General features: G+C 62.6%; 10 protein-coding genes. 5 read left to right on the top strand and 5 right to left on the bottom strand.

The features are described from left to right. Positions 1-8 precede the first annotated feature (8 nt). Positions 9-3,398 (top strand): ATP-binding protein, encoded by a 3,390-nt coding sequence (locus BCCGELA001_RS19445; protein ID WP_236840718.1) that lies wholly within the window; start codon positions 9-11, stop codon positions 3,396-3,398. A gap of 820 nt (positions 3,399-4,218) precedes the next feature. On the opposite strand, the gene BCCGELA001_RS19440 is transcribed toward BCCGELA001_RS19445, so the two are convergent. From BCCGELA001_RS19440 to BCCGELA001_RS19425, 4 genes are all read right to left on the bottom strand, one after another. Further along, on the bottom strand, positions 4,219-4,473 hold the full coding sequence (locus BCCGELA001_RS19440; protein WP_008559616.1) for a tautomerase family protein: 255 nt from the start codon (positions 4,471-4,473) through the stop codon (positions 4,219-4,221). Positions 4,474-4,494: 21 nt separating this feature from the next. Then, positions 4,495-5,205, bottom strand: a complete 711-nt coding sequence (locus tag BCCGELA001_RS19435) for an SDR family NAD(P)-dependent oxidoreductase (RefSeq protein WP_008559614.1) — start codon at positions 5,203-5,205, stop codon at positions 4,495-4,497. Between the two features lie 105 nt (positions 5,206-5,310). Further along, entirely contained in the window at positions 5,311-5,970 is a 660-nt protein-coding gene (locus BCCGELA001_RS19430; RefSeq protein ID WP_008559613.1) for an isochorismatase family cysteine hydrolase, read from the bottom strand. Positions 5,971-6,023: 53 nt separating this feature from the next. Continuing rightward, complete coding sequence (locus tag BCCGELA001_RS19425; RefSeq protein ID WP_008559611.1) at positions 6,024-6,551, bottom strand: hypothetical protein; 528 nt, start codon at positions 6,549-6,551, stop codon at positions 6,024-6,026. Positions 6,552-6,924: 373 nt separating this feature from the next. On the opposite strand from BCCGELA001_RS19425, the gene BCCGELA001_RS19420 reads away from it, so the two are divergent. The 4 genes from BCCGELA001_RS19420 (at position 6,925) to BCCGELA001_RS19405 (ending at position 13,299) form a co-directional block, all read left to right on the top strand. Next, the gene (locus tag BCCGELA001_RS19420; protein ID WP_008559610.1) at positions 6,925-7,158 is read left to right on the top strand and encodes a hypothetical protein; all 234 of its coding nucleotides are present in this window, start codon (positions 6,925-6,927) and stop codon (positions 7,156-7,158) included. A gap of 51 nt (positions 7,159-7,209) precedes the next feature. After that, positions 7,210-7,680 (top strand): (2Fe-2S)-binding protein, encoded by a 471-nt coding sequence (locus BCCGELA001_RS19415; RefSeq protein ID WP_008559609.1) that lies wholly within the window; start codon positions 7,210-7,212, stop codon positions 7,678-7,680. 1 nt (position 7,681) lies between these two features. Further along, positions 7,682-9,859: a xanthine dehydrogenase family protein molybdopterin-binding subunit gene (locus BCCGELA001_RS19410; RefSeq protein ID WP_008559608.1), complete on the top strand. Its 2,178-nt coding sequence runs from the start codon at positions 7,682-7,684 to the stop codon at positions 9,857-9,859. 566 nt (positions 9,860-10,425) lie between these two features. Further along, positions 10,426-13,299, top strand: coding sequence for an ATP-binding protein (locus BCCGELA001_RS19405; protein WP_060736070.1), 2,874 nt, complete (start codon positions 10,426-10,428; stop codon positions 13,297-13,299). A 6-nt stretch (positions 13,300-13,305) separates the two neighbouring features. Here BCCGELA001_RS19405 and BCCGELA001_RS19400 read toward each other — a convergent pair whose 3' ends face one another. After that, the gene (locus BCCGELA001_RS19400; protein WP_008559589.1) at positions 13,306-14,025 is read right to left on the bottom strand and encodes a hypothetical protein; all 720 of its coding nucleotides are present in this window, start codon (positions 14,023-14,025) and stop codon (positions 13,306-13,308) included. Positions 14,026-14,117: the final 92 nt, after the last annotated feature.

The raw sequence follows: 14,117 nt of genomic DNA, 5'->3' as shown, positions 1-14,117 counted from the left end.
GCGGGATCATGCAGCGCAAGGCGAACCGGGGCGCCATGATGGACGTCGGAGTTTGGCTGCGGAGGCTTGGCCTCGAACAATATGAGGCGGCATTCCGCGAAAATGAGATCAGTGAGAAGGTCCTGCCCAATCTGACGGCGGAGGACTTGAAAGACTTGGGCGTCGCCATGGTTGGGCACCGCCGCACGCTTCTAGATGCAATTGCGGTTCTGCGCGCGGAAAAGAGCGCAACCACGCCAGCATGCGACGTTTCTCTGGCAATCCACGAAGAGGAGGACACCGCCGAGCGTCGCCAAGTGACCGTAATGTTCTCGGATCTCGTCGGCTCGACGGCGCTCTCGGTCCGGATGGACCCAGAGGATTTGCGCGAGGTCATCACGGCCTATCAGAAGTGTGTTGCCGAGACCGTCCGCAGCTTCGGCGGGTTCGTGGCAAAATACATGGGCGACGGCGTTCTCGTCTACTTCGGTTATCCTCAGGCGCATGAGGATGACGCCGAGCGAGCTGTTCGTGCCGGCCTCGCCCTGATCGACGCGGTTGCTGCGCTCCCAGCTCGCGAGCCCCTGCAGATGCGGGTTGGGGTTGCCACCGGGCTGGTGGTCGTCGGAGATCTCGTCGGCTCCGGCGAAGCGCAGGAGCGCGGGATTGTCGGCGAGACGCCGAACCTTGCGGCCCGTCTGCAAGGCATCGCGGAACCGAACACAGTCGTCATTGCCGAGGCCACGCGCAAACTGCTGGGCAATCTCTTCGAGCTGCGGGACCTCGGGCCAACGGAGCTTAAGGGGATCACAGGTCTAGCGCGAGCTTTCGCGGTGCTGCGGGCCAGTTCTGTCGAGAGCCGTTTCGACGCAATGCATCCCGGCGGCCTGACCGCACTCGTCGGCCGCGAAGAAGAGCTTGAGCTCCTGTTACGGCGCTGGGCAAAAGCCAAGGCCGGCGAAGGCCAGGTGGTGCTGCTGTCCGGTGAGGCCGGGATCGGCAAATCCAGGCTCTCCACTGCACTCATGGAGCGCCTGACGGCCGAACCCCACACACGGCTTCGTTATTTCTGCTCGCCCCAACACATCGACAGCGTTCTTTATCCGATCATCGGGCAGTTCGAACGGGCTGCCGGACTTGTGCACGGCGACATATCGCAAGCCAAGCTCGACAAGCTCGATGCGCTCCTGGCGCAGACTTCGACGTCCCGCCAGGACGCGGCGCTGTTGGCCGAGATGTTGTCGCTTCCTAACGACGGACGCTATCCCGCTCTGGAGTTTGTTCCCGAACAGCGCCGGCAGAAAACGCTGGCGGCACTCGGCGTCCAATTGGAAGCCCTCGCGCGGTCCAGCCCGGTGCTCATGATCGTCGAGGATGCGCACTGGGGAGATCCCACGAGCCTGGAAGTGTTCGGTCGCTCGGTGAACCGGATCGCGAGCCTTCGCGTGCTCTTGATCGTGACGTTTCGGCCTGAGTTCGACGCGCCCTGGGTCGGACAATCGCATGTGACAACGCTTGCCCTCAATCGGCTGGGACATCGCGAGGTCGAGACCGTCATCGAGTGCGTCGTCGGCAATAAGCTGCTGCCGGCGAAGGTCAGAAAGGACATTGTCGAGCGCACCGACGGCATCCCGTTGTTCGTCGAGGAGATGACGAAGGCGGTGCTGGAGGCTGGGGGCGAGCGCGGAGCGATGCAGACTGCGGCCGCGATTCCCTCTCCAGCGCTGGCGGTCCCCGCGAGCCTGTATGCTTCTCTGATGGCGCGGCTCGACCGGCTTGGCCGGGCCAAGGAGGTAGCACAAATCGGAGCGGTCATAGGTCGTGAGTTCTCTCATGTGCTATTAGCCGCCGTGCTGCGGCAGTCAGAGCCGGAACTGGTCTCGGCGCTCGACCGCCTGATGCAAGCCGGGTTGCTGTTCCGAAACGGCATCCCGCCGCACGCGACCTATTTGTTCAAGCACGCCCTCGTTCAGGACACCGCCTATGGCACATTGCTGCGCAATAGGCGGCACGCGCTGCACGCGCGCATTGCCCGGGCGCTCGAAGAGACGTTTCCGGACATCGCGGCAACCCAGCCGGAAGTGCTCGCGCACCACTTCACCGAAGCTGACCTTGCGGAAAACGCCATTGCCTACTGGCAGGCGGCCGGCCAGCGCGCGGCTGAGCGCTCGGCGCATGCCGAGTGCCTTGCCCATCTCTACAAGGGGCTGGCGCTCGTCAGGCGGGTCGCCGATCCGGCGGAGCGTGCCCGCCGCGAACTCGCCCTGCAGCTCGTGCTTGCGCCGGTGCTGATCGCCACCAAGAGCTATTCGGCGGCGGAGGTGGAACAAGCTTATCTGCACGCACGCGATCTGTGTCAGCAAGCCGGCGATGTAGCGCAGCTCTATGCCGTGAACTGGGGGCTGTGGCTTGTTTACCAGCAGCGCTGCGAGTTCAAGGCGGCTCGCGGCCTATTGGACGGGCTGTTCGCGGTCGCTCGGCAGAGCGCCGACCCGGCGTTGCTCCTGCAGGCGCATCATGCCGCATGGACGACACTCCTTCATCTCCCGGAACTGACCGCGTGTCGGACGCATCTCGAAGCCGGATGGGCGCTGTATCGGCCGGACGCGCACCGTGGCCATACGTTCCTGTATGGCGGCCACGACGCAGCCGTCTGCAATCGATACACCGCGGCCCTCACGCTGTGGCCGCTTGGCTTCCCCGAGCAGGCGCTTGCCACGGCGCGCGAGGCGGTGAGGATGGCGCGGGGGCTGTCGCACCCCTTCAGCGTTGTTCTCGCCCTGGTGTTCGCGGCAATGATCTACCACCATCGGCGGGAAGCGGAGCCGGCCCAGGAGCATGCGGAGACCGCAATCGCGGTGTGCGCTGAGCATGGGATCGCACCGCACCTGGCGGCGGCTGGGAGCATCTTGCGGGGGTGGGCGATCGCGGCACGCGGGCAGGCGGTGGAAGGGATCGCGGAGATTCGCGGCGGTCTCGCGGCCGTCGAGCCGACGGGCGTGCGCATCCGTCGGCCCTATTATCTCGCGTCGCTGGCTGAAGCATCGGCGTGGGCCGGAGAAATCGAGCAAGGATTAACTGCGCTGGTCGAGGCTGCGCGCATTGTCGAGGAAACCGGCGAGCGGCGATGGGAGGCGGAAATCTGCCGGTTAACTGGGGAGCTGACGCTTGCCAGGCGGAGCGGCGACGGGACCGAAGCAGAAGGGTGGTTTCGGCGTGCGCTAGACGTGGCGGGTTGCCAGAGCGCCAAATGCCTGGAGCTGCGCGCTGCCACCAGCTTGGCCCGGATCTGGCGCGACCGTGGCAAGCGCAGAGAATCCCGCGATCTCCTCGCGCCTATCTACGGCTGGTTCACCGAGGGCTTCGACACGTCGGATTTGAAGCAGGCCAAGTCCTTACTCGACGAACTGGCGCAATGAAGGTGCTTTTGGTCGCAGGAGGCCACATGGAAGGTCAGGTTATGGCCCTTAGCTGAACAACGGTGAGCCAATTCGGATGTCGGCTATCGGCCGCGAACCTGACGCGGGGCCGCCTTTGCCTCGACTGCCGCTTATGACCCCCAAACGGACTTCCCTAAAGCGCCGGCCAAACTCGCGAGAGGACAAGGAAAGTTGCGGCTGGAAATTCCTGATCGGAAGCACATATCACCAGCATGGTGACAGTTGTGCAATGCACTTGCGGTGCTGAGTACAGACGCACCGAAGAGAAGTTCTTGGTACCGCATCCAGGTGACGTGGTCTGCGCAATCTGCGGAGCTGCTCTGGACTCACGGCAGGAAAGCACCCGCGTTCCCAGTTACGAACTTATTGAACGCCCGAAGACGAGGCTTTCAAGGTCCGTCTGATTCCGAAAGCAGCGGATCACCGCTCCTCTGCACTCAGCGTTGGAAGTTGTTAGAATGGCACAGATTTTTAGCTGAGTGTCTCAGAGCCCACATGAAATGCTACGGGGACTTTCTACGGCTAAGTTCTACGGAAGCTTAGCTTCTTGAATTGGTCATGGCCAGGCCGGCAGCGGCGGTCGTGAGTTGTTGAATGCTGCCGTTGCTGACCTGCTACATTGCTGGAGAGGGCCGACAGCGGCTTTCGCAATGAGGAAACGCGGGATACAGCCACAGTCGCGGCTCCGGCACTCCTCTGCGCTCTCGGCGAGATACGATCCCATCCGACTCGGCTTGTGCAGCGGGTCCATCTTGGCCAGTACGGCCGAGGCATCGCGAAAGGCGAGGTGTTGCTTCGATCAGCCGGTGCTGTCCTGACGGGCAGACTGGGCCGCAAGCTGCTTTCGGTAGTCAGGGACGGGAAGTCCACCCCATCCCCAATTTTCCAGCTCAACTTCGTCGATCACGACGAATGTCGAGTCTTGCGGTTTGCCCAGAATCTGGAACAGCAGGTCGCTGACGCCCTTGATAAGCGCCGCCTTCTGTTCGGGCGTGGTGGCCGTCGCGCCGGGTGATGTACCTTCGCGTGTGACCTTGATGTTGACGTAAGGCATGGTCCTTGTCTCCTCGGTTGTTTACCGGCCGGCGTGCTGGCCGCCGTCGACGTGCAGCGTTTCACCGGTGACGAAGCCCGCGCTTTCCAGGTAGAGGACCGCATCGACAACGTCCGCGATCTCGCCCATATGTCCCATGGGGTGCAGATTGCCGAGAAACTGGTGCGTTTCGGGCTGATGCATGGGCGTCTTAATGATGCCAGGGGCAACGGCATTCACGCGAACACCCTGTCTGGCGTACTCCATTGCGAGACCACGGGTGACCGCGTCCAGCCCGCCTTTGGTGAGCGATGCGAGCCCGGCGGGCACTGCCGAGCTTGGTTGGCCGACAAGCGCGGTCGTTATTTGCACGATATGCCCATGTCGCTGCTTCAACATGTGCGGAAGAGCAAGTTGTGTCACATGGAAGAAGCCGGCGAGATTGACGTCGAGAACGTCGCGAAAGTCGTTTGCCGTATAATCGGTGAACGGCTTGCTTATGAAGATTCCGGCGTTGTTGATGAGGGTGTCAATCCGTCCAAACCGTTCGATGGCCATATCGACGACCCGGCTCGCGACCCCGCGGTCGCCGATATGGCCGGCGACGGCGACCACATCGCCGTCGTTCCCTTGCTTCATGTCCCGTGAATTCGCGACCACCGCGTATCCGAGCTTCCGGTAAGCGTCCACGATACCGGCCCCGATGCCCCGCGAGGCACCTGTGACGACCGCGACTTTTTCGATTTTACTCATTCTCGTTCTCCATTGATCAGGGATGAAGCTTTGCTGTCCTCACGGGCCAAGTCGGCTGCGAGGCTTTGTTCGAAGTTGCTATAAGTTTCAGGCGCTCATAGCCGCTTAGTCGGCTGCGGATGGATCCAGCGCCGGCGCATGCGCGGTGGAGAGTGCTTCCACGATCTCCTTCGTGGTCACAATCGCGCTCGCATAATTCGGCAGGTTGATTTCCAGTGCGGCGTGCATCATCTCGTCCGAGTAGTCGGCAACCGCATCCTTGACGACGGTGACGTCATACCCTAGCTCCGCGGCGAAGCGCACGGTCGCTTCCACGCACGTGTGCGCCACCAATCCGATGACGATCAGTTGTTGGATGCCGTGCCTCTTGAGCTGCAGATCCAAATCGGTGTTGGCAAAGCCGCTGGAGCACCAGTGTTCGTCGGCAACGATCTCGCCTGGAGCCGGAACGAATTCAGCGCGGAACTCACCGCCCCAGGTGCCGAATTCAAAACTACGGCGTTTCCACGCAGCTCGCTGGATGGGGGCGATGTACTTCCAAGAGGCATAATCCCCGGCGCGGTACCGGTGATGCATGGCATAGAAAACCCGGACCTTTGCATCGCGTGCCGCATGCAAGACTTTCTGCATGTGCGGAACACAGTTGTTCGCTTCGGCGACGGCCTTGATCCGTGGCCAGATCTTGCCGCCCTCGGAAATGAAGTCGTTGTAAGGGTCGATAACTAGCAGTCCGGTGACGTTCTTGTCGAAGGAAGCGTGAGGCATGGGAAGTCTCCATAGCAGGCGCGCCGTTGCCACGGCGCGGTCCCGGTTGGTGTTCAGTTCTTCTTGAGGGCTGCCCGTTCGATGCTGGCCGCAAAAAGAGGCGTTTCGCTCTGATTGTGAGCAATCGAAGCAGGCTGGCGCTGGGCGCGGAACAGGTCGAACGGAATTCCCTGCTTGCCAATGAACGTCATGAACTCGTCCGTCGCGTTTGACCGTACCCTGTTGGTGAATTCGCACTTCCCGGGCTCGATTTCCCTGGCGCTCAATTCCCAGGTGACATGGATGGTGGTCCGCCCGGTCGGCGTGAAGACGTCCGAGGTCGAATCGAGGATCAGGTGGTTCTTCTCGCCCAACGTCTCGACATAGTGCTGAACCATCAAGCTTCCGCCGATGATTTCTACGTTGATGGACATCCTCCGCCCGTCGGGTGCGGTGGTGAAGCCAGCAGCGATGTGTGCCGGCGAACAGCCCTGATAATCGGCCTCGGAGAGGTTGAAGCACCAGGAGGGAATATCGATCTTCTCGATCGGTGCGTTGATGATGGCCGTGAAGCTTGAATCGACGATTTGGTTGGTGATCATTTTCGTCTCCAGGTTGCTCTGCGAGTTTATAGGCTTGTCTTGTTCGAGGGCCTGACGCCCCATTCGGCTACCCGCGGTGAGGCTTTCACGGGTCGGTCGTCGGGGGCGCTGTCGACTTGTCTCAAACCGACAAGTGTCCGCGGTTCACAGAGTGCAGCGGGCGGATGGATTTGGCTCGTTAGAGGTTGTTATGGATCGTTAGCCCTTGCGTCGCTGGGGCCGCAGGTGGCGGCATGTGTCGCCGTCGGCCAGGAAGCAGCCGGCAACAGCTAACAGCGTCTAACAACCCCTAACGAGCTAATTCCCTGCGGCTGCGCGAGGGTCATGACGCAGCAATCGGCCGATTTCGAACTCGGGTCGGCAGAGCGCGAACATGGAGAAGATCGTCATGACCATGCCGGAAGTACCCGGGAACACGACGATGGTTGTGCCTTCGCGGACGATAGATCTTGTGAAGACGCTAAGATCTTTGACGACGGCCGTACTGATCGTCGGAAGCACTTATGTGCACTACGTGGCGAACGCCCAACCGCACAGAAGCTGGGAAGCCGTGCCGCATCGTATCAGCAGTCTTGGCAGCGAGTTTGGTCGGCCAGCGGCTGAGTAGCCGCAATCGGCAACAGCATTCGAGAACACATCGCAGAAATGAGAGGACACCATGGCCTTTACCATCAGCATCAATGGAAGCAGGCATAGCGTCGATGTAGACGGCGACACGCCGCTACTGTGGGTCTTGCGTGACGTGCTCGGTATGACCGGCACGAAATTCGGCTGTGGCGAAGCGCTATGTGGCGCCTGTACGGTGCATATCGATGGCCTCGCGACAAGGTCATGCGTCACTCCGATCGATAGCATCGGAAAGTCCACTGTCACGACGATTGAGGCCGTCGGGGCGACGGCGCCTGGCGCAAGCATTCAGAAGGCCTGGCTCGACCACGAGGTCGTCCAGTGCGGCTACTGCCAATCAGGGCAGATCATGTCGGCTTCGGCGTTACTCGCCAGTAATCCGCATCCCACCGATGCTGACATCGACGAAGCCATGAGTGGAAACATCTGCCGATGCGGGACCTATGTGCGCATCCGTGAGGCGATCAAGCTTGCCGCGCAAGCGAACGCAAAGGGAGACTGACATGATCTTTGATGGCATTGCATCGCGTTCCAACGACACCAAGCTGTCGCGTCGCAGCTTCCTCTACAGTGGCGCCGCGGCTGGCGGTGGTCTGTTATTAAGTCTGAGCTTGCCATTCGGCCAAACCAAGGCTGCGGCTCTGGAAGACTTCACGCCGAACGCATTCATCCGTATCGCCGGCGATGGTCGGGTCGTCCTGACGATGCCTTATGTCGAAATGGGGCAGGGCACCTACACCTCAATCCCGATGCTGCTCGCCGAAGAACTCGAGGTGAGCCTGTCCCAAGTGCATCTGGAGCACGCGCCGCCGAATGAAAAACTCTATGCCAATCCGATGTTGGGCGTGCAGGCCACGGGAAACTCAAATGCCATCCGCGGGGGGTGGCAACCGCTGCGAGAGGCCGGCGCAACTGCGCGGGTCATGCTGGTCGCCGCGGCCGCGCGGCGTTGGGCCGTTGACCCGACTGCCTGCCGCGCGCGCGACGGCGAGGTGATCCATGAGCCGACAGGTCGCCGACTGAAATATGGGGAGCTTGTCGCTGATGCGGCGCTACTGCCTTTCCCGGAAAAGGTGACGCTGAAGCGGCCAGAAGACTTCCAGCTGATCGGCACGTCGGCCAAGCGGCTCGACGCGCCTGGTAAGGTCAACGGGACGGCCCGCTACGGCATCGACGGGCGCCCGCCAAACGTGAAGATAGCGACGCTGGCGCAATCACCGGTGTTTGGCGGCCGATTGAGGAGTCTGGACGATAGCGCCGCAAGAGCCGTCCGCGGCGTCCGCCAGATCGTCCGGCTCGACGATGCCGTCGCTGTCGTGGCCGATCATATGTGGGCGGCCAAGAAGGGTCTGAAGGCCCTCGTTATAGAATGGGACGATGGTCCTCACTCTGGGTTGGACACGACGCAGATCGCTCGCGAGCTGGAGCAGGCTACCCTTGGTTCTGGCGCGGTCGCCCAGAACGTTGGTGACGTGGACAAGGCGCTGGCGGGTGCAGTCACCAAGGTGGACGCGATGTACCAGGTTCCGTTCCTGGCGCACGCGACGATGGAACCCATGAATTGCACGGTGCACCTTCGCAAAGACGGGTGCGAGATCTGGATCGGCAGCCAAGCTGTGGCGCGCGTGCAGGGGATGGCGGCGAAGGCCGCAGGTCTTCCGCCCGAGAAGGTCATTGTCCATAATCATCTAATCGGCGGCGGGTTTGGCCGGCGGCTGGAAGCCGATGGTGCGGTCCGCGCTGTCGAGATCGCAAAGCATGTCGATGGTCCCGTGAAGGTCGTGTGGACGCGCGAGGAAGACATTCAGCATGACATGTATCGGCCGTATTGGTTCGACCGAATTTCCGCCGGGCTCGACAAGCAGGGTAAGCCCGTGGCTTGGAAGAACCGCTTCGCCGGCCCTTCGGTGATTGCGCGTTGGCTACCTCCCGCCTTCAAGAACGGCCTTGATCCCGACTCGACCGAAGGCGCGATCGATCTCGTGTACGAGCTGCCGAACTTCCATGTAGAGTTCGTGCGCGTGGAACCTCCTGGTATTCCGACGGCGTTCTGGCGCAGCGTCGGCCCGTCGCACAATGTTTTTGTGACTGAAAGCTTCGTCGACGAGCTTGCATCGGCAGCACGGCAGGACCCTGTTGCGTACCGGCGGATGCTCCTGGATCGCAATCCGCGCGCCAAGGCCGTGCTCGATCTGGCCGCGGAAAAGTCCAGCTGGGGAGATCCTTTGCCCACAGGCCGGGGCCGAGGCGTTGCATTGCAATTTGTATTCGGCAGCTACATGGCACAGGTTGTCGAGGTCGAGGTGTCCAAAGACGGAAATGTGCGGGTTGTGCGGGTGGTGTGCGCGATCGATTGCGGCACGGTCGTTAACCCCGACACGGTGCAGGCGCAAGTCCAGAGTGGCATCGTTTTCGGAGCGACAGCAGCGCTTTATGGTGAGATCACGTTGAAGAACGGGCGCGTCGAACAGACGAACTTTGACACGTACCAAATGATGCGCATGAACGAAGTGCCGGCCATCGATGTCCATATCGTCAAGAGCACCGCGGCTCCAGGTGGGATGGGAGAAACCGGGACGTCGTTAATCGTACCGGCCATTGCCAACGCGATCTTCGCTGCCACTGGCAAGCGCCTGCGCAAGATGCCGGTGGACAGCAACATCCTAAAGCGGTCGGTGTAACCGGACTTCCAAGATTCAAGATCGGAAATTTTCTACTCATCCGGGAGGCAAGGTTCCCGCCTGGCGACCGCGGGCCGTGCCTGTCTCGCCGGCGGGGCTGAGAACAATTATCCGGTGGTTCACCGGTTTGACGCAGCAAATACCCCCGCGCGCCTGCAGTTCCAGAGCTTGCTGGCAGAAGGGCTACGGGGCGAGCATATCGGCGCACGCCCTTTCGCTCTTTGGGCAGCATGCTGGGAGATTGGCCTCTGACGCGCTTTAAGACGGTGGAGATTTCACGCGTCCACCAAAATCAAGGCAAATCCTTCCGTGCTCTGGAAACAGCCGACAGCCGGACAAAAAGCCCCTGTGTGATGTTTTGGACGGGGCAGACGGTGTGCAAGCTCAAAATGAGCGCCGCGCGTCGCAGAGATTTGATTTTCTCCAGCTTTTCAATTATTTGCGTAGAACGGTAGCATATGAGGAGAGGGGTTCGATCGCTTTTCGATCGATAAGCTTTGTATGCTGCGGGCGTAGAGAATGGGCGCCTCGCATTGGGATGCAGTGGTCGCCAAGATGGGGCAGATGTGAACGAGCTCTCGGCTGCAAATAGCTCCTCCGGCAAGGGCGCCCCACTGAATCTAGATCTTCACGCCGTTTCGTTCGGACCGTTTTCGCTGAGGTCTCGGTTGCTCGAGAGAGATGGCGCCCCGGTCAAGCTCGGCAGCCGCGCGATGGATATTTTGCGCCTGCTCGTCAGCCGTGCCGGCGAAGTGGTGCCCAAGAACGAGATTTTGGCCTACGCTTGGGCGGGCCTGGCGGTCGAGGAGATCAGCCTGCGGGTGCATGTCGCTGAACTGCGCAAGGTTCTCGGCGACGGCAAGGACGGTGCCCGCTTCATCACCAACATTCCGAGTCGGGGTTATTGCTTCGTCGCTCCCGTGCAGCGCCGCGAACCCAACGTTGATCCGGTGCCCGCATCGCGTGCCCCCGAGGGAGCGCCCCCGCCCCCCTTGCCGCGTCGGCTGGACCGGATGATCGGGCGCGACGACGTCGTGGCCGAACTGTCCGCCCGTCTGCTCCGCGATCGCTTCGTCACGCTTCGAGGGCCGGGCGGCATCGGCAAGACCACGGTCGCGACCGCGCTCGCCCATGACATGTGGCGAACGTTCGAAGGCCGCGTCCATTTTCTCGAGTTCGGTCCGTTGAAGGACGCCGCGCTGGTCTCGAGCACCGTCGCGGCCGCATTGGGACTTGTGGTGCATCACGATGATCCCTCGGACAGCATCATCAATTCCCTGCGGGGACGGCGGCTGCTTCTGATCCTTGACAGTTGTGAGCACGTGATCGACGAGGTCGCGCGCCTGGCGGAAAACATCTACCGCGAGGCGCCCGACATCGCAATTCTCGCCACCAGTCGCGAGTCGCTGCTGGTCGAAGGCGAGCAGATCTTCGAACTCGTTCCGCTGCCGGGGCCGCCGCAAGGCGTTAGCCTCAGCGCCGGTGAAGTGCTGGACTATCCTGCCGCGCGGTTGTTCGTCGACCGTGCTGCCGCGGCGGGGCATCGGGCAAATATCACGGATGAGGACGCGGAGGTGCTTGCTGAAGTCTGCGGCAAGCTCGACGGAATCGCGCTGGCGATCGAGCTGGCTGCCGCGCGCCTCGGCGTCCACGGATTGCGCGAGCTGGCCGCGCTGCTGGACAGCCGGCTCAAGCTCGAATGGCGCGGACGGCGAACGGCGCCGCCCCGGCAACAGACGCTCGGTGCAACGCTTGACTGGAGCTTCGGCTTGATCCGCGAAAGCGAGCGCATCGTGTTTCAGCGGCTTGCCATTTTCGCAGGCCCCTTCACGCTCAAGGCTGCGATGGCGGTCGCGACCGAGGAGGGCGCGCCGGGCGATCGTGTGGTCGACGCACTGGAGCAACTCGTCGCCAAGTCGCTGGTGTCGGCGCAGCCGGACGGTGCCTCGCGGCGCTATCGCCTGCTCGATGCCACGCGCGCCTACGCGATGCAGAAGCTGGCCGACGGCGGCGAGGCGGACGTGATTGCGCGCCGTCACGCCTTCTATGTCCAGCGGACGCTCGAAGCCGGCATGGCGGAGCAGGGCCGGGACCAGGGCTCCCGCCTCCAGGAGCGCGCCAGCCTGCTCGCCGATGCCCGCGCGGCGCTGCAATGGAGCTATGCCAACGATGAAGGCGCCGCCTTGCGCGTGCCGCTTGCCGGCAGCTGCGCCAGGCTGTTCATCGAGCTCAATCTGCTGAACGAGGCGCGCATCTGGTCGGGCCGCGCGCTCGCAACGCTTGATGACGCCGATAAGGGCGGGAAATGGGAGCTCGAGCTCCAGTCGACGCTCGGTCATGCCTTCATGTTCACCGAGCGCAACAGCGAGCAGGCCGAGGGGGCGCTCCGGCGCGGGTTGGAGATCGCTGAAGCGATGGACGACCACGCAAACGGGTTCAGACTGCTGTCGCGACTGAACATGTTCTATCGCCGTACGGGAGACTACCGGCATCTGGTGCCGACCGCACTCCACGCCGAGCGGATTGCCCGGCTGATCGGCGACAGCGCGGGCCTCGCCGGCAGCAAGGCGCTTCTTGGAGTGTCCCATCATCTTGCCGGGAATCAGGCCGAGGCACAGGCCCATCTCGAGGAAGGCGTGCGGGATGATGCCGCGCTGCGCGGAACGCAGCCCGGGCATTTCGCCTATTCACGCACCCCGCAGATTCCGCTCGCGCGGGTGTTGTGGCTCCGCGGCTTTCCCGATCGGGCGCTCGACTGCGTCCGCCCGCTCGTCGGCGCGGCGGTGCCGCGCGACGTAGTGATGCATTGCATCGCGCTGTGCTGGTCGGCTTCCGTGTTCGGTTGGGTCGGGGACTGGGCCTCCGTCGAGACGATGACGGGGCGCCTGGCAACGCATGCGAATGTGCACGGGCTCGCGCCCTATGAAGCCGTAGCCTCGGGATTTCGCGCCCAGACCATGATCGCCCGCGGCGACGTGACTGGCGGCGTCGATTTGATGCGGGCTGCGCTTCTGCGCCTGCATGCAGATCGTTACGAGCTCTACGCCTCGGCGTTCGCTGCCGACCTGTCGCAAGGATTGGCGGCCCTCGGCCGGGCGACGGAAGGGCTGCAAGTTCTGCGCGAGACAATCGCCCGGGTTGAACAGGGCGGCGGAGGTTTTGACATGCCGGAACTGCTGCGGCGGCGCGGCGACCTTGAAGCGCGTACCGGTGCTGTCGATGCTGCAGAAGCCAGCCTGGTCGCGTCGCTCGCACTGGCGGAGCAACAGGGCGCGTTGTCTTGGCGATTGCGAACGGAAATGTCGCTGGTACGGTTTGCGCAGCAACGCGGCGGCAAGAAGTCGCTTCGCGATCTCGCGGCAACCCACGCCCGGTTCTCGGAAGGGTTTGAGACCGCCGATCTCAAGGCGGCGCGGCTCATGCTGGACGAGGCTTCCTGAGAACGCTCAGTCAAATCGCAATTCCGAGAGGTCGATGGACACCATCAGCTCGTCGCGCATCGGCGCCAAATCCTCGCCGCGCAGATAGGCGCGCCGCCGGGTCGGGATCATGATGCCGTCGATGCTGACGGGATCCGATACGTAATGAGCCGCCGGGAAATTGCCGGCGATCTCGACTCGGTAGTCATGCCGACGGATCAGCATATCAGGACCGAAATAGAAGTCCTGCTCGTCGCTATGGCTGGCGATAGCCGCCGGAAAAGTGGCTCGCAATCCGCGCCAGACTTCAGGGCCCTCGCGCCACGGTTCGATCTCGCGCACCTCGAATCCGTCCATCGCGAGCAGAAAAGGCGCGGTCATGTAGGTCCAGAGCGCGTAGCCGTTGAAATAGGCGCGATGCAGCGGATCCCAGTGCGTCCGCATGTCGTGTCCCGCGAACGCAGCGCGCGGGTTGTTGCGCTCTGCCACGATTCGTCCTCCCGCAGCGACAATGGCGATCCGTTCCGGGCTGAAGTCGGTGCGCTGACCGGGCTTGCCGAATGGCTCGACCGACGCGCGCTCGCGATGCAGCTCGATGCGCATCGTTCGCGGCGCCTGGTCCTGGTCGAGACCCTTCAAGGCCCAGAAATCGCCGCCCGTCACGATCGTGGCGGTGAGAAGACTGTGGGCATTCCATCGATCGAGGCCGCCATGGGCCTCGATCGCATTCGCCAGCAGCGGAATCATCCGACTCTCCCTCTCACATCCGCGGTGTTGCCGAATGGAGATAGCCCGGCGCGCACCAGCCCGCCCGTTAAGCGTTGTTAAGTGCCGTTGTC

The sequence above is a fragment of the Bradyrhizobium sp. CCGE-LA001 genome (assembly GCF_000296215.2).
Taxonomy (GTDB): domain Bacteria; phylum Pseudomonadota; class Alphaproteobacteria; order Rhizobiales; family Xanthobacteraceae; genus Bradyrhizobium.
This window is presented reverse-complemented; position numbering and strand designations above follow the sequence as displayed.

What these genes read in the sequence shown, in the direction of transcription:
- BCCGELA001_RS19400 (WP_008559589.1), bottom strand. Translation starts at nt 14,025, where the DNA reads ATGATTCCGCTGCTGGCGAATGCGATCGAGGCCCATGGCGGCCTCGAT.
- BCCGELA001_RS19430 (WP_008559613.1), bottom strand. Translation starts at nt 5,970, where the DNA reads ATGCCTCACGCTTCCTTCGACAAGAACGTCACCGGACTGCTAGTTATC.
- BCCGELA001_RS19435 (WP_008559614.1), bottom strand. Translation starts at nt 5,205, where the DNA reads ATGAGTAAAATCGAAAAAGTCGCGGTCGTCACAGGTGCCTCGCGGGGC.
- BCCGELA001_RS19410 (WP_008559608.1), top strand. Translation starts at nt 7,682, where the DNA reads ATGATCTTTGATGGCATTGCATCGCGTTCCAACGACACCAAGCTGTCG.
- BCCGELA001_RS19420 (WP_008559610.1), top strand. Translation starts at nt 6,925, where the DNA reads ATGGAGAAGATCGTCATGACCATGCCGGAAGTACCCGGGAACACGACG.
- BCCGELA001_RS19445 (WP_236840718.1), top strand. Translation starts at nt 9, where the DNA reads ATGCAGCGCAAGGCGAACCGGGGCGCCATGATGGACGTCGGAGTTTGG.
- BCCGELA001_RS19425 (WP_008559611.1), bottom strand. Translation starts at nt 6,551, where the DNA reads ATGATCACCAACCAAATCGTCGATTCAAGCTTCACGGCCATCATCAAC.
- BCCGELA001_RS19415 (WP_008559609.1), top strand. Translation starts at nt 7,210, where the DNA reads ATGGCCTTTACCATCAGCATCAATGGAAGCAGGCATAGCGTCGATGTA.
- BCCGELA001_RS19440 (WP_008559616.1), bottom strand. Translation starts at nt 4,473, where the DNA reads ATGCCTTACGTCAACATCAAGGTCACACGCGAAGGTACATCACCCGGC.